The sequence below is a fragment of the Burkholderia glumae LMG 2196 = ATCC 33617 genome (assembly GCF_000960995.1).
GTDB lineage: Bacteria > Pseudomonadota > Gammaproteobacteria > Burkholderiales > Burkholderiaceae > Burkholderia > Burkholderia glumae.
In genome coordinates, this window is sequence record NZ_CP009435.1 from 2,206,681 (window position 1) to 2,232,609 (window position 25,929).

The window sequence follows — 25,929 nt, forward strand, 5'->3', positions numbered from 1 at the left end:
CGCGGCCCGCATCATGTCCACCGTCATCCTCGCTACCGCTTCACCCGCCTCGTCCCCGCCCGGCCCGGCGGGCGCGCCGCTCACGCCGCTCGTGATCCGCTCGGCGCGCGACGTCGCGCGGCTCGCCAACGAAGGCGCCGCCGCGGGCGGCCAGGCGCGCGCGGTGGTCGCGATCGCGCTGGGCGGCGTGTTCCTCGACGCCTACGATCTCACCTCGCTCGCCTATGGCGTCAAGGACATCGCGCGCGAGTTCGCGCTGAGTCCGGTGCAGGTCGGGCTGGTGTCGTCGGCGATCACGTTCGGCGCGCTGGTGGGCGCGTTCGTCGGCGGCTACCTGACCGACCGGATCGGCCGCTACCGCGTGTTCATGGCCGACATGGTGTTCTTCGTGGTGGCGGCGATCGCGGCCGGCCTCGCGCCCAACGCCTGGGTGCTGGCGATCGCGCGTTTCGTGATGGGGCTCGGCGTCGGGCTCGACCTGCCGGTGGCGATGGCCTTCCTCGCCGAGTTCTCGCGCGTCTCGGGGCGCGGCAACAAGGCGGCCAGCATCGCCGCCTGGTGCCCGGCCTGGTACGCGGCCACCAGCGCCTGCTATCTGCTGATCCTCGCGCTCTACGCGCTGCTGCCCGACGCGCAGACCGGCTGGCTGTGGCGCATCGTGCTGGCGTTCGGCGCGGTGCCGGCGCTCGTGATCATCGCGGTGCGCAGCCGCTACATCAGCGAATCGCCGGTGTGGGCCGCCAACCAGGGCGACCTGGCCGGCGCGGCGCGCATCCTGAAGCGCTCGCACGGGATCGACGCGGTGGTGGCCGAGGGCGCCGACCAGGCCGCGGCAATCGACGCGGCCCGCCCCGCGCGCGCCTCGTGGCGCAGCTACGCGGCCCTGTTCGGCGCGCGCTATCGCAGGCGCACGATCCTCTCGCTGGTGATCGGCGGCGCCTCGTCGTTCGGCTACAACGCGATCGTCTACGGGCTGCCGGTGATTCTCGCGAGCTTCCTGAAGCAGGGGCCGCTCACCACCATCGTCGCCGCGCTGGCGCTGAACCTGCTGTTCGCGTTCGTGGGCGGGCTGATCGGGGTGCGCACGGCCGCTACCGTCGGCGCCTGGAAGATGACCACGGCCGGCGTGGCGCTGCAGTTCGTCGCGCTGCTGGGGCTCGCGCTGATCGGCCGGCCAAGCGGCGCGGTGCCGGTGGTCGCGGCGCTGCTGCTGCTCGGCGCCTATCTGTTCGGGCAGGGTTTCGGCCCCGGCTCGCACTCGATGACCTACGCGTCGCTGAGCTATCCGACCTCGCTGCGCGGCGTCGGCGTGGGTTTCACGCAGACCGTCGCGCGCGGGTTGTCGACCGTTTCGCTGTTCCTGTTTCCGGTGCTGGCCGCCGCGCTCGGCACGCGCGTGTTCTGGCTGATCGCGCTGGCGCCGCTCGCCTCGCTCACGGCGCTGCTGTGGCTGCGCTGGGAGCCGTCGGGCTACGACGTCGACGCCGAGGATTATCGCGACGCGAGCCCGGCTTGAGGCGGCCGCGGGCGGCGTCGCCCCGCGCCGCGGCGGCCTGACGGGCGCGGGCGCGGGCGGTCGCGACCGGTCCGCACGATGCTATCGGCGCCATTGGTTTATTGAATTTCACAGTCGGGGTGCGAACGGCGATAGTGCGGGTCGGACACGAGCCCGCCAACGTGAGGCCGCTGCACCTGGCGGCGCACGCTTGGCGGCGAACCACGACGCGACCTGGAGCCGCCGCCGGCATGACACCCGAATCCCGTTTTCCCGGCCGGCCCGACGGCAACCGGCCGAGCCGCGCCGGCGCGGCGCCCGCGATCCTCGACGAACTGCTGCGGCGCGCCGGCGTGACGATCGGCGGGCCGCGCGCGTGGGACCTCCAGGTCCACGACGCGCGGGCCTACCGGCGCGTCCTCGCGAGCTGGTCGCTCGGGCTCGGCGAGGCCTACCTGGACGGACAGTGGGATTGCGACCGGCTCGACGTGCTGTTCGCGAAGCTGCTGCGTGCCGACCTCGACGGCGCGGCGACGGGCGTGGCGAGGCTGCGGCTCGCCGCCGGGCATCTGCGCCACCGCCTGTTCAACCTGCAATCGCAAGCGCGCGCGTTCCAGGTGGGCGAGCGGCACTACGACGCCGGCAACGACGTGTTCGAGGCGATGCTCGATTCGCGCATGATCTATTCGTGCGGCTACTGGGAACATGCCACCGACCTCGAGCAGGCGCAGATCGACAAGCTCGACATGCTGTGTCGCAAGCTGCGGCTGCGGCCCGGCGAGACGCTGCTCGACATCGGCTGCGGCTGGGGCGGGCTCGCGAAGTTCACGGCCGAGCGCTACGGGGTGAAGGTGACCGGCGTGACCGTCTCCAGGCAGCAGCTCGCGCTCGCGCAGGCCCGCTGCCACGGGCTGCCCGTCAGGCTGCTGCTGCGCGACTACCGCGAGCTGCAGGGGCGCTTCGACAAGATCGTCTCGGTGGGCATGTTCGAGCACGTCGGGCAGAAGAACTACGCGACCTATTTCGACACCGTGCAGCGCCTGCTCGCACCCGAGGGCGTGTTCTTGCTGCACTCGATCGGTGTCGCCTCCGAGACGGCCGGCACCGACCCGTGGATCGACCGCTACGTGTTCCCGAACGGCAAGCTGCCGTCGGCGCGGCAGATCGCCGGGGCCGTGGAAGGGCGCTTCATCATCGAGGACTGGCACAATTTCGGCCCCGACTACGACCGCACGCTGATGGCCTGGTGGGATCGCTTCGAGGCCGCGTGGCCGATGCTGCGCGCCCGCTACGGGCAGCGCTTCTACCGCATGTGGAAATACTACCTGCTCTGCTGCGCGGGCTTCTTTCGCTCGCGGCAGGGCCAGCTCTGGCAACTGGTGCTGACCCATCCCGAGCGCGCGCAGACCTACCGCTCGGTGCGGCTGGGCGGCGGCGCGGGGCGCTGAGCGGCCCCGGGCGGGGCGCGGCCGCCTTGCCGCCGCGCTCTCATGGTCCGTCGCCGACCAGCCCGGTGCGCTCCTGGGCGCCCCAGCCCTGGTTGCCGCGCAGGAAGTGGATCCAGCCGAGCGCGGCGCCGGCGTGGCGCAACACCTGGAAGCTGAACGGCTCGAGCACCGAGGCCACGAACGCGATCGCGAGGCTCGAATGCTCGCGGCTGCCGGTCCAGCGGCGGTACAGGTGGATCGACCAGAGATGGAACGCGAAGTCGATCACGATCTTCGCCGCGATCACGCCCGAGATCGACAGCGCGACGTGGAAGCGGTGCTGGCAGAGGAACAGCATCAGCAGCACGATCGCGGTGAGCCCGTAGATCGGCTGCAGCGTGTCGAGCGCCTTGACGGGCAGCATCAGCAGGCCGAGCTGGCCGTAGCGGCGGTTGCCGGTCATGTCGCGGTTCCAGTACTGCGTCTGCAGGAAGCCGGCGAACCAGCGGCGGCGCTGGCGCAGGAAGCTGCGCAGCGTGCCGGGCGCGTCGGTGCGTGCGTGGGCGTCGCCGATCACGCGCACGCGCCAGGTCTCGCCGTTCTCCACCGCGTAGCGGCGCAGCCGGTGAATCAGTTCGTAATCCTCCACCAGGCAGGCGCCGTCGAAGCCGCCCACCTTCAGCAGCGCGTCGCGCCGGAAGCAGGCGAACGCGCCCGAGATCAGCAGCAGGCTGTCGGCGCGCATCCAGGCGAAGCGCGAGATGAAGTTGCGGATGTACTCGTAGGTCTGGAACCACTGGAAGAAGCGGCCCGACAGGTCGCGCGCGCAGATCGGCGTGAGGATGCCGGTGGCGGCCACCAGCGCCGGCTCGGCCGCGAACGCGCGGCGCATCGCGGCGCAGGCGTCGGCGGCGAGCCGCGTGTCGGCGTCCACGGTCAGCACCGCGTCGGTGTCGAGGTGGAGCAGCGCGGCGTTCAGCGCCGCCGCCTTGCCGCCATGCGGCACGCGCAGCCAGCGCAGGTTCGGGTGGCGCGTGCTGGGCGCGCTCAGCTCGCCGTCGGGCGCCTGCACCAGGCCGTACCGGGTGGTCAGCACCTCGATGGTGGCATCGGTCGAGCCGTCGTCGGCGAACACGATCTGCCGCAGCGGCTCGGTCTGCGCGAACAGACCGTCGAGCGTGACCTGGATCACGGGGGCCTCGTTATAGGCGGCCACCACCACGCCGAGCGACGGGCGAGGCGTGCCGGGCGCGGGGGCGGCCGGGGCGTGGACGCGCGCGAGCGGCCCGGCGAGCGGCAGGATCTTGACGGCCACGAAGCTCAGCAGCAGCGTGTCGTAGATCACGTAGGCGATGCCCACCGACCACGACGCCAGGCCCGGTGCGAGCGCGCGCGCGAACAGCGCGATCCAGAGCAGCAGCGCGCCGCCGTGGATCAGCCGGCTCGCCAGCGGCGCGGCGCGCGGCGTGAGGCGCGGCGACAGGCGCGTGCGGGCCAGATCGAGCGCGTCGCGCGCGGCGGCGGTGACGGCATGGGCGCGGCTCGCGGCGAGGCGGCGCGGATGGCCCTGGCGAGGCTCCCGGTTCGGGGCGGGCGAGGTCGTGCTCACGGCAGCATGCGGCGCAGGACCGATTCGCGATCGAGCAGCTCGTGCTTGAGCGCGCCGAGGATATGCATCGCCAGCACCGCGTAGAGCGCGTAGGCGCCCCAGGTATGGAACTCGCCGAACAGCGTGTGCAGGTGCTCCTTGGGCGCCGCCGGCAGGTTCGCGATGAAGCCGAGGCGGAACCAGGGGATCAGGTGGTAGAGCGACAGCGGATGGCTGGCGGCGTCCTTCCAGGCCGAGTCGTGCAGCCAGCCGGTGATCGGCATCGCGAACATCAGCAGGTAGAGCAGGACATGCGCGAGATGGGCGGCGCGCCGCTCCCAGCGGTGGAACCGGCCCGGCAGCGCGGGCGGGCGATGCGTCGCGCGCCATAGCAGGCGCAGGACCGCCAGGCCCAGCACGGTGATGCCGATCGACTTGTGAAGGTCGATCGCCGGGCGCACCCAGCCGTCCGGCATCGCATCGGCGGACAGCGCGATCGCCACGTTGACGAGGATGCCGAGCGCGATCAGCCAGTGCAGCACCATGGCGGTTCGCGTGTAGCGCATGACGGGGCGGGCCGTGGCGTCGGTGTCGCTGGCGGGGGGCAGGGCGCGTGAATGCATGTCGATCTTCGTCGGGGCGGGAGGATGCGTGGTCGATGGGGGCGGTCGGGTTCGGTGCGACCTTGCAATGCGTGGGCCGCGGAGGCGGCCGCCGGCACATATGATGCGCCGGTCGGCCCCCGCCAGGCAGAAAGTATCGCGCCGGGCACGCCGCGGCGGCCGGGCCGCGGATCGCGCCGCCCGGGTGTCGTGCCGTGCGCAGGTCGACGTTCCGGCGGCGGCCGGCGCTTGCCGTCGGTCGCTTGCTCGTATAACGCGCGCGGCAGGCGGTTTATTCCATCACGACGGCAAATTTTCCTTAGCGCGACGCGTATCGGATCTGACACCCGGGCGAGGGAGGCGTCAGGATCGTAAGCCGGGGCGGCGCACGAGGCACGGCAAGACGCGGCTCGCCCGGCGTCGCGCTGGATCCGGGGCGAACGAGTGGCGCATGGGCTGCGTGCCGCTCAAGGCCCGCCGCGTTGCGCGGATCGACGTCGGCCCCGACGCGGCGCAGGCCGACCGGGTCGAACCCATGCCCGAGCAGCGCCGACACGGCCTCGCTCATGTAGCCGTGGCCCCAATGGCGGCGCTGCCGTGAAAAGCCGTGCTGCGCGCGGCGGCAGGGCGCGTCGTGATCGAACAGGCTGCAGTCGCCGGGCGGCTCGCCGCTCGCGAGCGATTCCACCACGCAGGTCGATTCGTTGCCCGCCGCGGTAGCCCGCGCGAGCCGTGCGGCGCGCGCCCGCGCCTGCGCCGGCTCCGTCATCGGCGGAAACGAAAAGTAGCGCATCGCTGCGGCGTCGGATCAGAGCGCGCAGCCCGCCTGCCGGTCGTCTTCGCGTATCGGGCGCAGCCGGCGCGTGGCGCTGATGATGGGTTCGAAGGCGGGCATGGCGGCCTCGTCGAAGCGCGAAGCGGCGACCTAGCACCAGCGCGCCCGCGCCGCGCCGTCCGGGCCGGCCAGCCCCCCGGCCCGGCACCCCGCGCGGCTCAGGCCGGCGAGGCGAAGTGGCGTGCGATCGAGCCGGCCCAGTCGGCCGGACGTGCGGAGGGCGACTGGTTGCGGTCGAAGTCGGGCGCCGCGAACACGCGCTCGGACGACACGCCCACGCGCAGGCCCTTGCCCTCGGTGTCGGCCGCCAGTGCCTGCCAGGGAATCGCGATCAGGCGCTCGCCTTGGCCGCTCGCGCTCGTCACGAGCACGTGCGTGATGCGTCCGCCGCCGAGGTCGAGCAGCAGGTCGCTGACGTGGCCCACGTCCACGCCGTCGTCGGCCCGCACGCTGGCGCCTTCCAGCGTGTGCGCGGCGATCGGCAGCGCGCCGCTCGGGTCGGTTTCGCGATAGCCGGCAAGCGGGCCGCTCTGCGAGCCGGCGGGGTGGGTATCGAGCGTTTTCATCGGAATGCCTCCGTCGAAATGGCGGCGCGGGATGCGCGATGCCGGGCCTCGGGCGGTGCTGCCGGATCTATGGGATCGCTGCGCCGCGTGCGATGCCTGGTGCCGGTACGCAAGCGCCGTGCCGTCGCGCGCGGTGCAGGCGGGCCGGCCGGCGCCGCGCGGGGTGCCCCTTTTTACAACGCCATGCAGCTTTTTCGCGCTCGCCGCCCGCGCCGGCGGCGGCCGGCGGCGGCGCGCGCGGCACGGCCGTTGCATGGGCTGGGGCATGGCCGGCGCGGGCCGCCGTGCCCCTGGCCGGCGGGCGGCACCGCTCCACGCAGCCGGGCGCAGGAGCGGGATGCCCACGGATGACGGATCGGGGCGCCGGATGCCGGCCCAGCCGGCGCCGCTGCCGGCGATCGATCACGGGCGATCGGCCGGGAGACGCGGCGACGGGAACCGTCGGGCCGCTGGTCGATGCGATCGAACAGGCTGACAGGCTGGCGCGGGCGCGGCGGGCACGGCGCGGTCGGAAACGAAGGATCACCTGAGCCGAACGCCGCCCAGGCGATCGAGGAGACGCACGATGAAGTGGAGGCGCACGAGGCGCATCATCACGATCGCCGTCGCGGCGGGGCGCGCGCGATGCGGCACGAGCCGAGCGGCCGCGAGGCCGTGCCGTTCCCGTCCGCCGAGGGGCGAGGCGCGTCGCCGGCGCCGCGCCCGCGCCGCACGATGAGGCGCGGGCGGCTGCCGCGGCCGTCGCGAGCCCGGCCGGGGCGGTGCAGCGGCACCGGCGGCGCGATCGCCGGTGCCCGGCCGTGCCCGCGGGGCCTGGGCATGCATGTTGCATTGCGGTTCGGGCGGCGGCGGCGCGGCCCTGCGCAGCGCGGCGCGGGAACCGTCACGAGAGGAGGGCAGCAATGCCGGCGATGATCTGGAGAGGGGCGATCAGCTTCGGTCTGGTCCACGTGCCGGTGCGGCTCGTGCCGGCCACGCGCACCGTCAAGCCGTCGTTCCGGATGCTCGATAGGCGCTCGCTCGACCCGATCGGCTATCGGCGCGTGAACAAGCGCACCGGCCGCGAGGTGGCGCGCGAGGACATCGTGCGCGGGTACGAGTACGAGAAGGAGCGCTATGTCGTGCTCGGCGACGACGAGATCCAGGCCGCCAATCCCGAGTCGACGCAGTCGGTCGACATCCTGACCTTCGTCGACGCTTCGGCCGTCTCGTTCCTTTATCTCGACACGCCTTACTACCTGCTGCCCGAGCGCAACGGCGAGAAGGTCTACGCGCTGCTGCGCGACGCGCTGGCCGAGACGGGACGGGTGGGGATCGCCCTGCTCGTGATGCGCGAGCGCCAGCATCTGGCCGCGCTGATCCCGGTGGGCGAGGTGCTGGCGCTCGACACGCTGCGCTGGCAGGAGGAACTGCGCGGACTCGACGAACTGTCGGCCGGCGGCGGCAAAGGCGGCAAAGGCGGCAAAGGCGGCAAAGGCGGCAAAGGCGGCAAAGGCGGCAAAGGCGGCGGGCGGGGCGCCGCGGCCAGCGCGCAGGAGCGGCGCATGGCGCGCAAGCTGATCGAGGACATGTCGGGCGACTGGGCGCCGGACGAGTATCACGACACGTTTCGTGACGACATCCTCGTGCTCGTCGAGCGCAAGGTGAAGGCCGGCAAGACCGAGACGATCGAGACACCGCCCGCCGGCGCGCCGGCCAAGGCGGCGTCGAACGTGCTCGACCTGACCGAGCTGCTGAGGCGCAGCCTCGACGGCGGCGGGCGGCGCGGTGCCGGCCAGCGCGCCGATGAGCTAGGGCAAGCGGGCCGGCGAACGGGCAGGGCGGCCGGCAAGAAGACGGCGGGCGGCAAGCCCGCGGCGGGCAAATCGGCGAGCAAATCGGCGGGCAAATCGGCGGGCAAATCGGCGGGCAAATCGGCGGGCAAATCGGCGGGCAAATCGGCGAGCAAATCGGCGAGCAAATCGGCGAGCAAATCGGCGTGGGCGGCGAAAGCGAACGGCGCGGCGAGCCGTGCGAAGCCCGCGGGTGGAACGGCTGCGGCCGCGGCGGCGAAGGCGGCCGGGAAAACGGTCGGGAAAGCGGCTGGGAAAACGGTCGGGAAGACGGCCGCCGCGCAATCGGCCGCCGCGCAATCGGCCGCGCGCCGCAAGTCCAGCGGCCGGGCGGCGGGCCCGGCGCCGGCGTCGCGCAAGCGCGCCGCCTGATGCACGGGCAGCGACGACGATGACCGACACGCTCTCCGAGTATCAACGCAAGCGCCGCTTCGACGCGACGCCCGAGCCGGCCGGCGCGAAGCGGCGCGGGGCGCCCGCGCGGCGTCGGGACGGCGCCGCCGCGCCGCTGCGTTTCGTCGTGCAGGTGCATCACGCGCGGCGTCTGCATTACGACTTCCGCCTCGAACTCGACGGCGTGCTCAAGTCGTGGGCCGTGCCGAAAGGCCCGAGCCCCGATCCGGCCGACAAGCGGCTCGCCATTCAGGTCGAGGACCATCCGCTCGACTATGCGAGCTTCGAGGGCGAGATTCCGCCCGGCCACTACGGCGCGGGCAGCGTGCGGATCGACGATGCCGGCGTCTGGCGCCCAGAAGGCGGCGTGGCGGGTGCCCGGCGCGGCTACCGCGACGGCAAGCTCACGTTCGAACTCGACGGCGCGAAGCTGCGCGGGCGCTGGTCGCTGATCCGCACCGCGATGCCGGGCAGCCGTGGCAAGTCCTCGTGGCTGCTCGTGAGAGCGCATGAGGACGCGGCCGGCAGCGAGCCGGCGGACCAAGCGGCCGACCAACTGGTGGACCAGGCGGCAGCGCGGCGGCGCACGCGGCAGGGCCGGCCGGCCGCGAAGCCCGCGGCGAAGCGCCCGGCCAAGCCCGCGGCCGCGCAGCCGGCCGCATCGGCCTCAGGCACCGCCACCGCGCTCCCCGGCGCCCGCCGCGCGGCCTTGCCGGACGCGCTCGCGCCGCAACTGGCGACGCTGGTCGCCGCGCCGCCCGAGGACGAGGGCTGGCGCTACGAGATGAAGTTCGACGGCTACCGCGTGCTGATCCGCATCGCCGGCCGCGGCGGGCGCCGCTCGGTGCGCGTGCTGACGCGCGAAGGGCTCGACTGGAGCGCGAAGTTCGGCGCGCAGTGCGCCGCGTTCGCCGCGTTGCCGGTCGACGATGCCTGGCTCGACGCCGAGGCCGTGGTGCTGGACGCGCGCGGCGTGCCCGATTTCGCGGCACTGCAACGGGCGCTGTCGGACGGCGACGATGCGGCCATCGTCTGCTTCGTGTTCGACCTGCTGCATCTGGACGGCCGCGCGCTGCAGGCGGTGCCGCTCGATGCGCGCCGCGCGCGGCTGGCCGCGCTGCTGGCCGGCGCCGATTCCGGCTGCCTGCGCTTCTCGCCGACGCTCGACGGCGCGCCGGCGGCGCTGCTGGAGGCCGCCGCGCGGGCCGGGCTCGAAGGCCTGATCGGCAAGCGCGCCGACGGCGCCTACCGCGCCGGACGCAGTCGCCAATGGATCAAGCTCAAATGCCGGCAGCGCCAGGAATTCGTGATCGGCGGCTACAGCGCGCCGCGCGGCAGCCGCAGCCACTTCGGCGCGCTGCTGCTCGGCGTCCACGCGGCGCCGCCGCGCTCGACGCGGCGCGGCGGCCAGGCCGCGCGCGAGCGGGCCTTGCAGTATGTCGGCCGGGTCGGGACCGGCTTCGATGCGCAGCAGCTCGCCGCGCTGGCGAAGCGGCTCGCCGCGCTCGAGCGCGAGCGCGCGCCGTTCGCCGTGCCGCCGCCTTCGCGCGGCGACGCGGTGCGCTGGGTCGAGCCGAGGCTGGTCGCCGAGTGCGAGTTCGCAGGCTGGACCCGTGACGGGCTGCTGCGGCAGGCCGCCTTCATCGCGCTGCGCGAGGACAAGCCGGCCGCGCGCGTCGTCAGGGAAACCGCCTTGCCTACGGCGGGGCGAACCACGGGAGGCAGCATGGATAGTAACGAAGCAGCCTCGGCCGGCCATGCCGCGCGCCGTCGTCGCGGCGGCGCGGACGAACCGGTCGAGGCAGGCCAGGCCAGGCCGGCCGGCGCGGCAAGCGTGGCGGGAGTGCGCATCACGCATCCCGAGCGCGTCGTCGACGCGCAGGGCGGCTTTCGCAAGATCGACGTGGTGCGCTACTACGAGTCGGTGGCGCGCTGGCTGCTGCCGCAACTGAGCGGGCGGCCCGTGTCGCTGGTGCGCTATATGAAGGGCATCGGCGGCGAATCGTTCTTCCAGAAGCACGCGGGCGCGCGCGGCATGGGCTTCGTCACGCGCCACCCGGGGCTCGATCCGGGCCACGACGCGCTGATGACGCTCGACGACACGGCCGCGCTGGTGGGCGCCGCGCAATTCGACGCCATCGAGTTTCACACCTGGAACGCGACGGTGGACCGGATCGAGCGGCCCGAGCGCCTGGTGTTCGATCTCGATCCCGATCCGGCGCTGCCGTGGGAGCGGATGATCGAGGCGGCCGGCCTAGTGCGCGCGCTGCTCGAGGCGCTGGGCCTGCCGGCGTTCTGCAAGACCAGCGGCGGCAAGGGGCTGCATGTGGTGGTGCCGATCGTGCGGCATACCGAATGGGACGACGCGAAGGCGTTCTCGCAGGCGGTGGCGCGGCATCTGGCCGGGCAGCTGCCGGAGCGCTTCACCGCGAAGATGGGGCCGGAGAATCGCCGCGGCCTGATCTTCGTCGACTACCTGCGCAACGGCCGCGGCGCGAGCACGGTGGCCGCCTATTCGGCGCGCGCGCGGCCCGGGATGGGCGTCTCGGTGCCGCTCGCCTGGGAGGAGGTGGCGGCCACCACGGGCGGCGCGCAATGGACGATCGCGAACCTGTCGGCGCGGCTCGACGCGCAGCGGGCCGACCCGTGGGACGGCTACGACGCCGCACGCACGCGCATCACGGCGGCGATGCGCAAGCGCCTCGGCGAGCGCTGAGGGGCGCCTCGCGCGGAGCGGGCGCCGCAGCCGTGCGCCGGCTTTGTACAATGGAGGCGATCCGACCGCCTCCGCGCCGCGCGGCGCCCGCCCGCCATGTCCACTCGCACCCCGGCCCCGCGCCTGCAGCCCCGCAAGACCCCGAGCCAGCCGCGCGCGGCCGAAACGGTGGCCGCGATCGTCGAGGCGGCGGCGCAGGTGCTGGAGATGGCCGGCATCGACGGGTTCAACACCAACGCGGTGGCCGAGCGCGCGGGCGTGAGCATCGGCTCGCTCTACCAGTACTTTCCCGGCAAGGACGCCCTGACGGTCGCGCTGATGCGGCGCGAGATGCTGCGCTTTCAGCAGGATCTGGAGGCGGCGCTCGACGAGCCCGACGGCACCGCCGCGCTCGAACGCCTGATCGGCGCGGCCGCGCGCCAGCAGCTCGAGCGCCCGGTGCTGGCGCGGCTGCTGGACGTGCAGGAAGCCGATCCGCTGCTGCGCGACGCGGTGAGATGCGCATCCATGCCGCAGATCGTCACGACGGTGGTGTGCCGCGCGTTTCCGGCCTGCGCCGATCCGGCGCTCGCCGGGGCCGACCTGTGCGCGATGATCCGCGGGCTCGTGGATGCGGCCGGCGAGCGCGGCGAGCGCGACGTGGCTCACCTCGAACGGCGCGTGCGTGCGGCCGTGTTCGGCTACCTCACGCAGTTGGGCGCCGGCTGAGGCGCGCGCCGCGGCCCGGCGGCCGGTGGCGGAAGGCGGGCGAGGCAGGCGGGCTGGCGGACTGGCGGACTGGCGGACTGGCGGACTGGCGGACTGGCGGACTGGCGAGGCGGGCGGGCTCCGGACGCGAGCCCCCGAATGTGAGCAAACGGAGGCCGGCCGAGCCGGCCGCGCCGGGCCGCCGCGGCCTGCCGCGCGGCCTTGCCGGCGCCCAGCCGGCGCGCGGGCAATGCGAGTAGCCGGCGGCCGGCCCCGGCCCGTATTCTGATGGCGCTGGCGGTGACCCCCACCGTGCACCGCCGCTTCCACCGGAGCCTCCGCCATCATGAAACTGAATCACCTGAGCTTTCCCTCGGCCGACACGGCCGCGACCGCCGCCTTCTTCGAGCGCTATCTCGGCTTCACGATCGCCGGCACCTGGGACCGGTCCTACATCCTCAAGCGCCCCGGCTTCGACGTGGTGATCGAGCACGTCGACGACGGCGCGCCGGCCTGGCCGCGCTCGTTCCATGCCGGCTTCGAGATGCCCGACATCGACGCGGTGCGCGCGCTCCACCAACGCCTCGCGGGCGACGGCGCGGCGCTCGAAACCGGCATCTTCAACAACGGCCGCGGCTCGCGCTTCTTTTGCCGCGCTCCGGGCGGCGTGATGTTCGAGCTGAACACGCGCGCCGACGCGGCGCCCGAATACCGCGGCACCTTCGACTGATTCCACGGCACGCCGCCGCGGGCCGAATCGATGCCAGATCAATTAGTGATCCTGTCGATCCGGCGCGCGCGGCAGGCCATCGGCATCTCCTCGCGAAATCGCTTCTTTGCCACGGAGTGACCCATGAGCACCCTGACCACCGCCCCGCTCGCGCCGCTGCTCGCGCGCCTGTTCGACGAAGCCGACGCGGCGGCCCCGGCCTTGCACCGCGCCGTCGCCGGGCTGCCCGACGGCGAGCTGGCGCGCCTGATGCGCAGCAAGACAGACTACCTCGACTGGTATGGCCGCATGAAGGATCTGCCGCTGCCGATATCGAGGCAGACCGGCAAGCTGCTGTACCAGCTCGCGCGCGGCGGCGGCGCGCGCAACATCGTCGAGTTCGGCACCTCGTTCGGCATCTCGACGCTGCATCTGGCCGCCGCGCTGCGCGACAACGGCGGCGGCCGGCTGGTCACCAGCGAGTTCGAGCCGTCGAAGATCGCGCGCGCCCGCCGCAACCTGGCGGCGGGCGGCCTGCTCGAGCTGGTCGAGATCCGCGAGGGCGACGCGCTGCACACGCTCGCCGCCGATCTGCCCGAGCGCGTGGACCTGCTGCTGCTCGACGGCGCGAAGGCGCTCTATCCCGAGATCCTCGCGCTGGTCGAGCCGCGGCTGCGGCCCGGCGCGTTCGTGGTGGCCGACAATGCCGGCCACAGCCCCGCGTATCTGGCACGCGTGCGCGCGACCGGGCACGGCTACCTGTCGACGCCGTTCGGCGGCGACGTCGAGCTGTCGATGCGCCTGCATTGACGCGCGCACGCGCCGGCATGCCGGGATGGGCCGTGGCGTGCGGTGACGGGCTGTTATGCGCGCCTGGCCGGTGCGAAGCGGTCGAGGTCGGCGCTGTCGTGGCGTTCGTGCTGCTGTTCCGAGGCCTCGCCGCGCACGCGGTTGACGTGGCGCCCGCGCTTGACGGCCGGCCGCGCGGCGATCTCGTCGGCCCAGCGCAGCAGGTGCGTGTATTCGCCGACGTTGAGGAACTCGGCCGCGCCGTACAGCTCGCCCTGTACGAGGCCGCCGTACCACGGCCAGATGGCGATGTCGGCGATCGTGTAGTCGTCGCCGGCGATATAGCGGCGTCCGGCGAGCAGGCGGTTCAGGACGTCGAGCTGGCGCTTGGTCTCCATCGTGAAGCGGTCGATCGGATATTCGAGCTTCTCGGGCGCATAGGCGTAGAAGTGCCCGAAGCCGCCGCCCACGTAGGGTGCCGAGCCCATCTGCCAGAACAGCCAGTTCAGCGTTTCCGCGCGCGCGGCCGGATCGGCCGGCACCAGCGCGCCGAACTTGTCGGCCAGGTAGAGCAGGATCGAGCCCGATTCGAACACGCGCACCGGCGCGGCGCCGCTGCGGTCGACCAGCGCCGGGATCTTCGAATTCGGGTTGATCTCCACGAAGCCGCTGCCGAACTGGTCGCCCTCGCCGATGCGGATCAGCCAGGCGTCGTACTCGGCGCCCGCATGGCCGAGCGCGAGCAGTTCCTCGAGCATCACGCCGACCTTCACGCCGTTCGGGGTGGCCAGCGAATAGAGCTGCAGCGGATGCTTGCCGACCGGCAGCGGCTTGTCATGGGTCGCGCCGGCCACCGGGCGGTTGATGTTCGCGAACTGGCCGCCGGATGGCGCGCGCTGCGTCCAGACGGCCGGGGGGACATAGACGGAATCCTGACTCATGCAATGTTCTCCGAAAAGGGCATCGACCGCCCGCGTGCGAGGCCGCGGGGCGAAGGGGCGCGCGCGGCGCCTCGCTGCAGCAGCGCGCCGAACCCGCTACTCTAGACGCGTTTCGGCGTTCTTGCCGGCGACAGCCTGAGAGCCGCCGCGGCACCGGCACGCGCCCGCGGTTTCGGCTTGGCAGCGACGCGGCCGCGGAGCGATCATGGAGCCCTTGCCGCGCGGCGCCCCGGGCTCCGCTCGCGGCTGCGTCGCGCGCCGCCGTGCCATGTCGTGCCATGCCGCGCTCGGGCCGCCGGCGCCCGCGCTGTTTTGCCATCCGATCTTCAGGGAGTCCAGCATGCCTTCATTCGCTATCGTTTCCGTTTCGCGCGGGTTCGCCCCCGCGCCGGCCGTCATCGTGCGCCGGAGGTTCGCATGAAGGCCGCCGTGTTTCGCGCACCCGGCGGCCTCGATCGCATCGAGATCCTCGAGGTGGCCGACCCGGGCCGGCCGGGGCCGGGTCAGATCCGCGTCGCGCTGCACGCCACCTCGCTCAATTTCCACGACCTGATCGTCGCCAAGGGCGGCATGGGAACCGACGACGGCCGCGTGCTGATGTCCGACGGCGCCGGCGTGGTCGAGGCGGTGGGCGAGGGCGTGACCGAATTCGCGCCGGGCGACCACGTGGTCTCGCTGTTCTTCCCGCAATGGGCCGACGGCGCGCCGTGCCCGCCGGTCGGCGATTTCGCCGGCACGCCCGGTGACGGCATCGACGGCTTCGCGACCGAGGTGGTGGTGCGCGCGGCCGGCGCGTTCACGCACGCGCCGCGCGGCTGGCGCCATGCCGAGAGCGCGACCATCACCACCGCCGGGCTGACCGCCTGGCGCGCGCTGGTCGGCGACGCGGGCCTGAAGGCCGGCGACGTGGTGCTCACGCTCGGCACCGGCGGGGTGTCGATCGCGGCGCTGCAGATCGCCAAGGCGTCGGGCGCGACCGTGATCGTCACCTCGTCGTCGGACGAAAAACTCAGCCGCGCCAGCGCGCTCGGCGCCGATCACACCGTCAACTACCGGCATACGCCCGACTGGGGCCGCGTGGCGCGCGAGCTGACGGGCGGGCGCGGTGTCGATCACGTGATCGAGCTGGGCGGGCCGGGCACGCTCGCGCAGTCGATCGACGCGGTGCGCGTGGGCGGCCACATCTCGCTGATCGGCGTGCTGACCGGCATGCAGGGCGAGGTGCCGACGGCCGCGCTGATGAGCAAGCAGGCGCGGCTGCAGGGATTGATCGTCGGCAGCCGGCGCCAGCAGCAGGATTACGTGGCCGCGCTCGAGGCCACCGGCATCCGCCCGGTGATCGACCGCAGCTTCGGCTTCGGCGAACTGGCCGAGGCGTTCCGCTGGCAGGAGCAAGGCGGCCACTTCGGCAAGATCGTGGTGGAGTGGTAAGGGCAACGGCGCGCGGGCGAGGGCAGGGCAGCGTGCCGTGCCCGCGCCGCGCGCTGCTTACTTCGCGGTCGGCATGGCGAACTCGGCGCCCTTCTCGATGCTTTCGTTCCAGCGCTGCATGATCGACTTCTGGCGCGTGTAGAAGCGCACGCCCTCCTCGCCGTAGGCATGCATGTCGCCGAACAGGCTGCGCTTCCAGCCGCCGAAGCCGTGCCACGCCATCGGCACCGGAATCGGCACGTTGATGCCGACCATGCCCACCTCGATGCGGCGGCCGAACTCGCGCGCCACGTGGCCGTCGCGGGTGTAGACCGCCACGCCGTTGCCGAATTCGTGCGCATTGATCAGTTCGATCGCTTCGCCCAGGTCCTTCACGCGCACGCAGGCCAGCACCGGGCCGAAGATTTCCTCGCGATAGATGCGCATCTGCGGCGTGACGTGGTCGAACAGCGTGCCGCCCGTGAAGAAACCCTGCTCGTGGCCGGCCACCCGGTGGCCGCGCCCGTCCACCACCAGCGTCGCGCCTTCCTCGACGCCCAGGCCGATGTAGCCCTCGATCCGCTCGAGCGCCTGGCGCGTGACCACCGGGCCCATCTCCGACGCGGGGTCCATGCCGTTGCCGATCTTGAGCTGGCGCGCGCGCTCGGCCAGCCGCGGCACCAGCCGGTCGGCCACCTCGCCCACCAGCACCGCCACCGAGATCGCCATGCAGCGCTCGCCGGCCGAGCCGTAGCCGGCGCCGATCAGGCCGTCCACCGCCGCGTCCAGATCGGCGTCGGGCATCACCACCATGTGGTTCTTGGCGCCGCCGAGCGCCTGCACGCGCTTGCCGTGTTTCGCGCCGGTCTCGTAGATGTAGTTCGCGATCGGCGTCGAGCCGACGAAGCTGACGGCCTTCACGTCGCGGTGCGCGAGCAACGCGTCCACCACTTCCTTGTCGCCCTGCACCACGTTGAACACGCCGTCCGGCAGCCCGGCCCGCTTGAGCAGGTCGGCCATGAACAGCGAGGCCGACGGGTCGCGCTCGCTCGGCTTCAGGATGAAGCAGTTGCCGGCCGCGATCGCCACCGGGAACATCCAGCACGGCACCATGCACGGGAAGTTGAACGGCGTGATGCCGGCCACCACGCCGAGCGCCTGGCGCGTGGTCCAGTTGTCGATGCCGGTGGAGACCTGCTCGGTGTAGTCGCCCTTGAGCAGCTGCGGGACGCCGCAGGCGAATTCGATCACGTCGATGCCGCGCGAGACCTCGCCCTGCGCGTCGCTGAACACCTTGCCGTGCTCGGCCGTGATGATCGCGGCCAGCGCGTCGCGATGCTGGTTCATCAGTTCGAGGAAGCGCAGCATCACGCGCGCGCGGCGGATCGGCGGCGTGTCGCTCCAGCCGGCGAAGGCGCGCTTCGCGCTTGCCACCGCGGCCTCCACGTCGCTCGCGTCGCCGAGGCGCAGCGTGCGCGCGGCCTCGCCGGTGGCGGGGTTGTAGACGGGCTGCGAGCGCGTGCCGCGGCCGGCGCTGCGCTGGCCGCCGATGAAATGCTCGACGTCCGCGCGATCGGTGTACGAATCCATGTGCTCCTCCGGGATGTGGCCGATGCCAGTGTGGATGTCCGGCAGTGTAGGAGCCGCAAGCCGCCGTGGATATACACTGGCGGTGAAATCATTGTTTAAATTTCTAAACGATCGAGCGATGCCATCCGACCATATCGAAAGCCTCTGGGTCCATCTGCACTGGCTCACCGTGCTGGCCGACCAGGGCAGCTTCACGGGCGCCGCGGCGCGGCTGGGCGTGAGCAAGGCGGCCGTCAGCCTGAAGATCGCCGAGCTCGAGCGCGCGGCCGGCGTGCCGCTGGTGCAGCGCACCACGCGCAGCGTGCGGCTGACCGAGGCGGGCCTGCGGCTCGCCGACGAGACGCGTCCGCTCTACGACCGCATCTCGCAGAGCTTCTCGGGCGTGCGCGACACGGGCGCCCAGGTGCGCGGCAGCCTGCGCGTGACGGCGCCGGTGGCGCTCGCGCGCCAGCAACTGGTGCCGCGGCTCGCCGAATTCCGGCGCCGCTACCCGGCGGTGCGCATCCAGCTCGACGTGTCCGACCGGCTCGCCTCGCTCGCCACCGAGGGCTTCGACCTGGCGATCCGTCACAGCGCGGCGGCGCCCGAGACGCACGTGGCCTGGAAGCTCTGCCGCACCCATTCGGTGATCGTCGCGGCGCCGGCCTATCTGGCCGTGCGCGGCGCGCCGGCGCATCCGGACCAACTGGCCGGCCACGATTGCCTTTATTACCCGCGCAGCCATGACTCGGCGGCGTGGACCTTCGAGCGCGCCGGCACGCGGCGCCAGCGCGCCGCGCGCGTGACGGTGCCGATCGGCGGTCCGCTCGGCGCGAACAACAGCGAGGTGCTGCGCGACGCGGCGCTCGACGGGCTCGGCATCGCGCTGCTGCCCGATTTCTCGGCAGTGGCCGCGCTGCGCGCCGGCACGCTGGTGCGCGTGCTGCCCGAATGGCGCCCGGTGGGCGTATTCGCCGAGCAGCTGCTGGCGGTGCGGCCCTACGCGACGCACGTGCCGCGCGTGGTCCGGGCGTTCGTCGCCTATCTGCGCGAAGCGTTCGCGGACGGCTTCGACGAGGGCGTCAAGCCGCGCTGACGGCGCGCGCGCCGGCCGCGCGCAGCGCCGTGGCGCGCCGCGGGCTTCGGCGAGGCCACCGCGCAGGTCATCACGCCGGGCTGCCCCGCGTCGGCGGGCGGCGCGCGCCAACGCGGGCCGAAGCGCGGCAGCGTCAGGATTTGCTCGGCGGCGGCGCGTCGGGCGCGGCCGCGGAGGGCTTGCCGGCCTGCTCGCGGGCCGACGACGCGTCCGCGCCGCCGGCCGGCGGCGGCCCGCTGCGCGCCTCAGGCCGGCCGTCGTGCGGGCCGTCGCCGGCCTCGCCGCGCCGGTCGTCATCGCCGGCCTCGCCCGGGTCGCGCGCGTAGACGGTGCGCTGCGGGTTCGCGATGCGGATGCCGCGCTCGGCGAACAGCACGGCGATGCGCCGGTTGAACTCGCGCTGCACGCCCCAGCGTCCGCTGTCGCGGCACTGCATCTGGCCCGACATGGTGATCGCCGCGCCGTCCACCGAATCGACGCCCCAGTACGCGAAATCCGACAGGATGCCGTCCTTGTACTTGGGGTCCTCGCGCAGCGCGGCGCCGATCTCCTTGAGCGTTTCGACCGCGCGGTCGATGTCCTCGCTGTGGAGGATGCTGACCTTCACCGCCGCGTTGCCGAGCCCGCGATTGGTGTTGTTGACGGTGGACACCGAGCTGAACGGCACCGTGTGCAGCGAGCCGTCGCTGGCGCGCAGCCGCACGGTGCGGATCGACAGGTATTCGACGGTGCCCGACACGCCCGCCAGCGTGACCCAGTCGCCCACCTGCATCGCGTTCTCCATCAGCAGGAAGATGCCGGTGATGAAATCCTGCACCAGCTTCTGCGAGCCGAAGCCGAGCGCCACGCCGAAGATGCTCGCGCCGGCCAGCAGCGGCCCGACGTTGACGCCCAGCTCGCTCAGGCCGGTCAGCACCACCACCAGCGCGATCAGCACGAACAGCAGCGTGCGCAGCATCGGCAGCAGCGTGCGCAGCCGCGCGGCGCGCATCAGGTTGCCCTGGTGGGTCCAGCGGTCGAGGCGCCGCTCGATCGAGATGTTCGCGCTCTCCCACACCAGCAGCGCGACCAGCGCCGCGATCGCGATCGTCACCAGCGCGGAGGCGAGGCGATGGCCGATGGTGCCGGCCTCGAACGCGCGCATCACCGGCACGCCCCAGATCTGCAGCAACAGCAGCAGCGTGACGATGCCGACCAGGACGGACACCACCTGCCGCAGCAGCGGGTAGTAGCGGTAGGCATGGCGATGCACCACCGTGCCGTGGTCGTCGCCGTGCCGCTCGAACAGGCGCACGAGCGCGCCGAACACCACGATCGAGACGATGCGCATGCCGATCATCACCGCGATCGAGCGCCCGCCGAGCGCGATCAGCACGTGGTAGCCGTTGTGGACGTCGAGCGCCCAGACGAACCAGAGCGCCATCACGACGAAGATCGCCACCGGCGCCCAGGCGTCGGCGAGCGCGTTGCCGAACACTGCGAGCGACGGCCGCCCGGCGCTCTGCGCGCGAATCCAGGCGGCCACCGGCCGGCTGCACTGCAGGATCAGGATCGACACCATCACGTGGCCGACCAGCGCCACCGCCTTCATCAGCGCGACATGGCCCGCGTCGCTGAGGCCGAAGCTGCCGGCCGTCTCGACCACCGCCGAGCAGCCGCCGATCACCAGCACGATGCGGCGGATCCATCGCTGCGCGAACGCGGCCCAGGTGTCGCCGATATGCAGCAGCCGCAGCTGCGGCGCGTCGGGCTGGAAGAACAGCCGCGAGCCGATGGTCACCGCGCGGCAGATCACGTAGATGTCCACCAGCGAGCCGATCGCGAGGGCGGCGGGGGTGTCGTCGTCGGTCACGATCGACATCATCAGGGTCGCCACGCCGACGAACAGCAGCAGCGAAACCGCACGCAGCGCGAGGCTCACCAGCGCGCGCGGCACGCGTTGCAGCAGCGTGCTGTGGCGCAGCGCCTGGCCGCGCCCGCGCGAGGCGAGTTCCGCGCGCCGCGCTTGATCGGCCGCGTCGGGCGGCGGCGCGGGGCTCGCGCCGGTGCCGGCCGCGGCGAGCGCGGCGGCGTCGGCCGCGGCCGCGGCCGGCTCCGGCGAGCCGTCGGCCGACGCGTGCGAGGCCCCGGCCGACGGCTCGCCGGCCGGGCCGCCGCCGGCGCGGCGCGCGGCCAGTGCCGCGAGCGCGCGCCGCAACAGCCGGCGCGCAAACCATTCGATCAGCAGCGCGGGCGCCAGCGCCGCGACGATCAATTGCAGGAAGCTGACGAAATCTGCGCGCTCGTCGGCATGGGTGAGCTTCGCGCGCCACCAGGCGCCCACCGAGCCCACGTCGAGCAGCGAGCGCATCGAGTCGCGCAGCGCGCGGCCGATCTGCGCGGCCCAGTGCGAGCCCTGATGCATCAGCTGCGAGGCGAGTCCGTTGCTGAGGAACGCGGTGGGGCTCGAGGCGGCCGATGCCGCGCTCGCGGCGGGGGCCGCATGGGCGGCGCTGGCCGGCACGGCGGGCGTGCTGAGCGCCCCGGCGGCGGCGATCGCGCGCAGCGTCGATTCGAATTGCGCGCGCTGGCGCGGATTTTCGAGTACCGAGAGCGCCTGTTGCGCCTGCTGCGGCGTGAGCACCGGTACTGCCGGGGCCGAGGCCGCGGCGGGCGCGGCCGCCTGGGCCGACGTGACGACGATGGCGAGCAGCCAGCCGAAAAGGATCTGTCGCATGTTGGGCGTGGGTGGCCCGCGCGCGACGCGCCGGCCGATCGTGGAAAACGTGGAGGAAATTAACATGATCGGGCCAAGCACCGGTTAGTTCCGCCGGCGGCATGGCGCGGGCCGGCGCGGCCGCCGGCCCGCGCCGATCAGGCGCTCGCTGGCGCCGGCGGCGGGTGGCTTGGCCTGCCACCGCCGCCGGCGGTGGCGCGAGGCGGCGAGCCGTGCCGGCCGCGCGGCCCCTGGCGCGGCAGCCGGGCGAGCGGACGCAAGAGGCGTGCCGCGCCGCGCGTTCGGGGCGGCCTGCCGGTGCCGGCCGCACGGCCTTGTCCGACGGCGGTCGCATCGGTTGCGGGCGCAACGACGGCGGCCGCGGCCCCGGGCCCGGAGCGAGGCAAGCGCGGCGACGCCGCCGGCTACCCATCAAGGAATGCGTTGAGAGGCGCGTAAGATTGGCCGCTTTCCAGCAGAAATTTCGATCGATCGGCCCATGATCCGTGAACTGAAAACCTTTCTGTCGGTGGTGCGCCACGGCACCTTCGCGCGCGCCGGCGCGCAGGTCGGCCTCACGCAGTCGGCCGTCAGCGCGCAGATCCAGCGGCTCGAGGACGAACTCGGCTTCGCGCTGTTCGATCGCACCGGCCGCTCGGCCAGGCTGAACGCGGCGGGACGGCGCACCGTCGAGCGTGCCGAGGAACTGCTGACCGCCTACGCGCGGCTCGCCGACCAGGGCCCGGCCGCGGAGGACCGCGGCCTGCTGCGGATCGGCGCGATCGCCTCGGCGCAGACCGCGCTGCTGGTGCGCGCCATCGTGCCGTTTCGCGAGCGCGCGCCGGGCTGGCGCGTGCGCGTGATCCCGGGCGTGTCGCTGAACCTGCTCGCGCAGGTCGATTCGGGCGAGGTGGACGGCGCGGTGTTGATCCGCCCGCCGTTCGCGCTGCCGGCCGAGCTGACCTGGCGCGCGCTCGTGCACGAGCCGTTCGTGCTGCTGGTGCCGCGCGCGCTGCGCCACGAGCAGGCCCGCGTGCTGCTCAGGCGCGAACCGTTCGTGCGCTACGACCGCAACTCGTTCGGCGGGCGCATCGTCGATCGCTGGCTGCGCAAGGTCCGACTGAGCGTGCACGACGTGATCGAGCTCGACGAACTGCAGGCGATCGTCGAACTGGTGGGATGCGGCGTCGGGGTGGCGCTGGTGCCGCTCGCGAGCGCGCTGCGCCTGCCGCGCACGGTGGCGGCCCTGCCGCTCGGCGACGAGCCGCCGATGCGCGAGATCGGCTATGTCGAGCGCGCCGGCGCACGCCCCGATGCGGCCGCGGCGTTCGCCGAATGCCTGGCGGCGGCGGTGCGCGAGCCGGCCGCGGCGCCGCCACGCCGCGGTCGATCGGCGGCCTCGTAGTGAATCGGTCCGGCCGCTCGTCGTTCGGCTGCCGGATCGCTCCGGCTCACCGCCGGGTGGCGGCACCGGCGGCGGGGTGGGCGGCCGTGTCGACGCGGGCGGCTCGGCGCCCGCCGCGCCGTTCGGCACGATCGCTTCGACCCATCTCGCGCCCGAGCCCGCGAAGCCCGGCGCGGCAAACGGCACGGCGCCGGCGGGTGGGATGCCGCCGCCCGCCGGTGACGCAATGCCTCGCTACCTCAGTACAATGCGCGGATTCCCGTCCACCGCCGTTCCTCGCGCCTGCCCGCCGCCGATGCCGCTCCCGACCATACCGACCGCCCCCTTCTGCCCCGCCGAAGTGAAGGGCAGCATCACGATCGATTCGCGCGCACCGTGGTTCGCCAAGCTGCGCCGCTTCGCCGGGCCGGGCCTGCTGATCGCGATCGGCTACATGGACCCCGGCAACTGGGCCACCGACATCCAGGCCGGCTCGCAGTTCGGCTATGCGTTGCTGTGGGTGGTGGCGTTCTCCAGCCTCGCCGCGATCTTCCTGCAGATGCTGGCCGCGCGGCTCGGCCTGGTCGCCGGCCGCGATCTCGCGCAGGCCAGCTACGAGCGTTACGGCCGGTTCGGCAAGTGGCTGCAGTGGGTGACGGCCGAGATCTCGATCATCGCCTGCGACATCGCCGAGGTGCTCGGCTGCGCGCTCGCATTCAAGCTGCTGCTCGGCGTGCCGGTGGCATGGGGCATCGTGCTGACCGCGCTCGACACGGTGATCGTGCTCGGGCTGCAGGGCAAGGGCTTCCGCCAGATCGAGGCGATCGTGCTGGGCCTGATCGGCACGATGGCGTTCTGCTTCGTCGCGCAGCTCGCGCTGCTGCCGATCGACTGGCACGCGGTGGCCGCGGGCCTGGTGCCCGGCGATCCGGGCCACGACCGCAAGGACGCGATCGTGCTGGCGCTCGGCATCGTCGGGGCGACCATCATGCCGCACAACCTCTACCTGCATTCGTCGGTGGTGCAGACGCGCCGCGTGGTGGGCGGCGCGGGCGGGCCGATCCGCGACACGCTGGCGATGGTGCGCGTCGACACCTGGGTGTCGCTGCTGATCGCGATGGGCGTGAACGCGGCGATCCTGATCCTGGCCGGCGCCGCGTTCCATGCGGCCGGCCATACCGGCGTGACCGACATCGAGCAGGCCTACCAGCTGATCACGCCGCTGGTGGGCGGCGGTGCCGCGCTGCTGTTCGGCATTGCGCTGCTGGCCTCGGGGCAGAGCTCGACGCTGACCGGCACGATCGCCGGGCAGGTGATCATGGACGGCTTCCTGCAGGTGAAGATTCCCTGCTACCAGCGCCGACTGATCACGCGCGCGCTGGCGCTGGTGCCGGCGCTGATCGGGGTGCTGGTGCTCGGCGACGGCGCGGTGGGCAAGCTGCTGGTGTGGAGCCAGGTGCTGCTGAGCCTGCAACTGCCGTTCGCGATGTGGCCGCTGATCCGCTCGGTCAGCGACGAGCGGCTGATGCGCGGCAACGCGATCGGCCGGCCCACGCGGCTGTTCGCGTGGCTGCTGTTCGCCGTGATCGGCGGCACCAACCTGCTGCTGATCACCGGCGTGATCGGCTGAGCCGACGCGCCTTGTCCGCTCGCCCGGCCCGGCTGGCCCGGCTGGCCGGCCGCGAGGCCGCCCCGAAGCCTGCCAGGCGCTGCGGTATGCTGCGGGGCTGCGCCGCCGCGTGCCGGCCCGCGCCATGCGGCGCCGGGCGCGCCGGCGATTCCAAGAAAGGAGCCTGAGAAGATGACGGAGATGGTCGATTGCGTCGTGATCGGCGCGGGAGTGGTCGGCCTGGCGGCCGCGCGCGCCAGTGCGCGGCGCGGCTGGGAGACGGTGATCGTCGAGTCGGAATCGATGATCGGCACCGGCACGAGCTCGCGCAACAGCGAGGTGATCCATGCCGGCATTTACTATTCGGCCGGTTCGCTGAAGGCGCGGCTCTGCGTCGAGGGGCGCGAGCGGCTCTATGCATTCTGCGAGGAGCACCAGGTGCCGTACCGGCGCAGCGGCAAGCTGATCGTGGCCGCCGAGGACGCGCAGCGCGGCACGCTCGCCGAGCTCGAGGCGGCCGCGCGCGCCAACGGCGTGACCGACCTGCGGCGCCTGAGCGGCGACCAGGCGCGCGCGCTCGAACCGGCCCTGCGCTGCGTGGCGGCGCTCGAATCGCCGTCCACCGGCATCGTCGACAGCCACGCGCTGATGCTCGCGCTGCTCGGCGACGCCGAGCGCGCCGGCGCCGTGATCGCCTATCGTTCGCCCGTGATCGGCGGCCAGGTGCTGCACGACGGCGGCCCCGCGATCGAGCTCGAGGTGGGCGGCGCCGAGCCGATGACGCTGCGCGCGCGGCGCGTGGTGAACGCGGCCGGGCTCTACGCCCAGACGGTGGCCGGCGGGCTGCGCGGCCTGCCGCCCGAGTCGGTGCCGCGCGCGCGCTACGCGAAGGGCAACTACTATTCGCTGGCGGGCCGCGCGCCGTTCTCGCGGCTCATCTATCCGGTGCCGGAGCCGGGCGGGCTCGGTGTCCATCTGACGCTCGATCTGGCCAATCAGGCGCGCTTCGGCCCCGACGTCGAATGGATCGACGAGATCGACTTCCGCGTCGATCCGGCCCGCGCCGCGCGCTTCTACGATGCGATCCGCAGCTACTGGCCGGAGCTGCCCGACGAGGCATTGCAGCCGGCCTACGCCGGCGTGCGGCCGAAGCTGGCGCACCCGCCCGGCGGCGGCGACGACTTCGTGATCCAGTCGGCGCGCGCGCACGGCGTGGCCGGCCTCGTCAACCTGTACGGCATCGAGTCGCCGGGGCTGACGGCCTCGCTCGCGATCGCCGAGCAGGTGATCGCGGCGCTCGACGACGCTACGCAGTGACCGTCAACACCGCATCGACCGCCGCCAAGGCATGACGACGCGTCACGAGACGGCGAGGATCGAGGGGCGTTGAGCGCGGGCGCGACGAGGTGAGCCGCGGCCGCGGCTTCGACGCGCCGTGCGGCGGCCGGTTCGACCCTGCGATCGAGCCCGGCGGCGGCCGCGGCGCCGTGCGGTATCGCGAGCTGCCGGCGCGGCCGGATGCGCCGCGGCTCGACGGCCTGCCTGGCCGATTGTGTGCGGCATGTCGATTTCCCGGTTTCCCGATG

Annotated in this window: 17 protein-coding genes and 2 pseudogenes; 12 read left to right on the forward strand and 7 right to left on the reverse strand. The window is 73.1% G+C overall.

Annotated elements, in window-relative coordinates; translation table 11 throughout:
• Positions 1 to 13 precede the first annotated feature (13 nt).
• Positions 14 to 1,516, forward strand: coding sequence for an MFS transporter (locus KS03_RS22530; RefSeq protein WP_012735141.1), 1,503 nt, complete (start codon positions 14 to 16; stop codon positions 1,514 to 1,516).
• A 230-nt stretch (positions 1,517 to 1,746) separates the two neighbouring features.
• Complete coding sequence (gene cfa / locus KS03_RS22535; RefSeq protein ID WP_012735142.1) at positions 1,747 to 2,943, forward strand: cyclopropane fatty acyl phospholipid synthase; 1,197 nt, start codon at positions 1,747 to 1,749, stop codon at positions 2,941 to 2,943.
• Between the two features lie 40 nt (positions 2,944 to 2,983).
• Here the strand turns inward: cfa and KS03_RS22540 are convergent, their stop codons facing one another.
• The 4 genes and pseudogenes from KS03_RS22540 to KS03_RS22555 all read right to left on the reverse strand — a co-directional run bounded on the left by KS03_RS22540 (position 2,984) and on the right by KS03_RS22555 (position 6,513).
• Entirely contained in the window at positions 2,984 to 4,531 is a 1,548-nt protein-coding gene (locus tag KS03_RS22540; RefSeq protein ID WP_012735143.1) for a glycosyltransferase family 2 protein, read from the reverse strand.
• Complete coding sequence (locus KS03_RS22545) at positions 4,528 to 5,133, reverse strand: cytochrome b (RefSeq protein WP_012735144.1); 606 nt, start codon at positions 5,131 to 5,133, stop codon at positions 4,528 to 4,530. Before KS03_RS22545 ends, KS03_RS22540 begins: the two co-directional genes overlap by 4 nt.
• A gap of 298 nt (positions 5,134 to 5,431) precedes the next feature.
• Positions 5,432 to 5,908: pseudogene (locus KS03_RS22550) on the reverse strand (GNAT family N-acetyltransferase); the annotation flags it as partial.
• Between the two features lie 197 nt (positions 5,909 to 6,105).
• Positions 6,106 to 6,513, reverse strand: coding sequence for a PRC-barrel domain-containing protein (locus tag KS03_RS22555; protein ID WP_012735145.1), 408 nt, complete (start codon positions 6,511 to 6,513; stop codon positions 6,106 to 6,108).
• A gap of 902 nt (positions 6,514 to 7,415) precedes the next feature.
• Here KS03_RS22555 and ku point away from each other — a divergent pair.
• From ku to KS03_RS22580, 5 genes and pseudogenes are all read left to right on the forward strand, one after another.
• A pseudogene (gene ku / locus KS03_RS22560) lies at positions 7,416 to 8,537 on the forward strand (non-homologous end joining protein Ku); the annotation flags it as partial.
• 199 nt (positions 8,538 to 8,736) lie between these two features.
• Positions 8,737 to 11,454 (forward strand): DNA ligase D, encoded by a 2,718-nt coding sequence (gene ligD, locus KS03_RS22565; RefSeq protein ID WP_039204630.1) that lies wholly within the window; start codon positions 8,737 to 8,739, stop codon positions 11,452 to 11,454.
• 96 nt (positions 11,455 to 11,550) lie between these two features.
• Positions 11,551 to 12,162: a TetR/AcrR family transcriptional regulator gene (locus KS03_RS22570; RefSeq protein ID WP_012735148.1), complete on the forward strand. Its 612-nt coding sequence runs from the start codon at positions 11,551 to 11,553 to the stop codon at positions 12,160 to 12,162.
• A gap of 325 nt (positions 12,163 to 12,487) precedes the next feature.
• Positions 12,488 to 12,871 (forward strand): VOC family protein, encoded by a 384-nt coding sequence (locus tag KS03_RS22575; RefSeq protein ID WP_012735149.1) that lies wholly within the window; start codon positions 12,488 to 12,490, stop codon positions 12,869 to 12,871.
• A 123-nt stretch (positions 12,872 to 12,994) separates the two neighbouring features.
• On the forward strand, positions 12,995 to 13,660 hold the full coding sequence (locus KS03_RS22580) for an O-methyltransferase (protein WP_012735150.1): 666 nt from the start codon (positions 12,995 to 12,997) through the stop codon (positions 13,658 to 13,660).
• A gap of 53 nt (positions 13,661 to 13,713) precedes the next feature.
• Here the strand turns inward: KS03_RS22580 and yghU are convergent, their stop codons facing one another.
• Positions 13,714 to 14,580, reverse strand: coding sequence for a glutathione-dependent disulfide-bond oxidoreductase (gene yghU, locus KS03_RS22585; protein ID WP_012735151.1), 867 nt, complete (start codon positions 14,578 to 14,580; stop codon positions 13,714 to 13,716).
• A gap of 417 nt (positions 14,581 to 14,997) precedes the next feature.
• On the opposite strand from yghU, the gene KS03_RS22595 reads away from it, so the two are divergent.
• Positions 14,998 to 16,011 carry a zinc-dependent alcohol dehydrogenase family protein gene (locus KS03_RS22595; RefSeq protein WP_012735152.1) on the forward strand — a complete coding sequence of 338 codons (1,014 nt, stop codon included), beginning with the start codon at positions 14,998 to 15,000 and terminating at the stop codon, positions 16,009 to 16,011.
• Positions 16,012 to 16,068: 57 nt separating this feature from the next.
• On the opposite strand, the gene KS03_RS22600 is transcribed toward KS03_RS22595, so the two are convergent.
• Positions 16,069 to 17,580: a CoA-acylating methylmalonate-semialdehyde dehydrogenase gene (locus KS03_RS22600; protein ID WP_012735153.1), complete on the reverse strand. Its 1,512-nt coding sequence runs from the start codon at positions 17,578 to 17,580 to the stop codon at positions 16,069 to 16,071.
• Between the two features lie 118 nt (positions 17,581 to 17,698).
• On the opposite strand from KS03_RS22600, the gene KS03_RS22605 reads away from it, so the two are divergent.
• The gene (locus KS03_RS22605) at positions 17,699 to 18,655 is read left to right on the forward strand and encodes a LysR family transcriptional regulator (protein WP_012735154.1); all 957 of its coding nucleotides are present in this window, start codon (positions 17,699 to 17,701) and stop codon (positions 18,653 to 18,655) included.
• Positions 18,656 to 18,788: 133 nt separating this feature from the next.
• Here KS03_RS22605 and KS03_RS22610 read toward each other — a convergent pair whose 3' ends face one another.
• Entirely contained in the window at positions 18,789 to 21,371 is a 2,583-nt protein-coding gene (locus KS03_RS22610) for a mechanosensitive ion channel domain-containing protein (protein ID WP_045678892.1), read from the reverse strand.
• A gap of 478 nt (positions 21,372 to 21,849) precedes the next feature.
• Between KS03_RS22610 and KS03_RS22615 the strand changes: the two genes are divergently transcribed.
• The 3 genes from KS03_RS22615 to KS03_RS22625 all read left to right on the forward strand — a co-directional run bounded on the left by KS03_RS22615 (position 21,850) and on the right by KS03_RS22625 (position 25,660).
• On the forward strand, positions 21,850 to 22,755 hold the full coding sequence (locus KS03_RS22615) for a LysR family transcriptional regulator (protein ID WP_012735156.1): 906 nt from the start codon (positions 21,850 to 21,852) through the stop codon (positions 22,753 to 22,755).
• Between the two features lie 295 nt (positions 22,756 to 23,050).
• Positions 23,051 to 24,364 (forward strand): Nramp family divalent metal transporter, encoded by a 1,314-nt coding sequence (locus tag KS03_RS22620; RefSeq protein WP_012735157.1) that lies wholly within the window; start codon positions 23,051 to 23,053, stop codon positions 24,362 to 24,364.
• A gap of 171 nt (positions 24,365 to 24,535) precedes the next feature.
• Positions 24,536 to 25,660 (forward strand): NAD(P)/FAD-dependent oxidoreductase, encoded by a 1,125-nt coding sequence (locus tag KS03_RS22625; protein ID WP_012735158.1) that lies wholly within the window; start codon positions 24,536 to 24,538, stop codon positions 25,658 to 25,660.
• Positions 25,661 to 25,929: the final 269 nt, after the last annotated feature.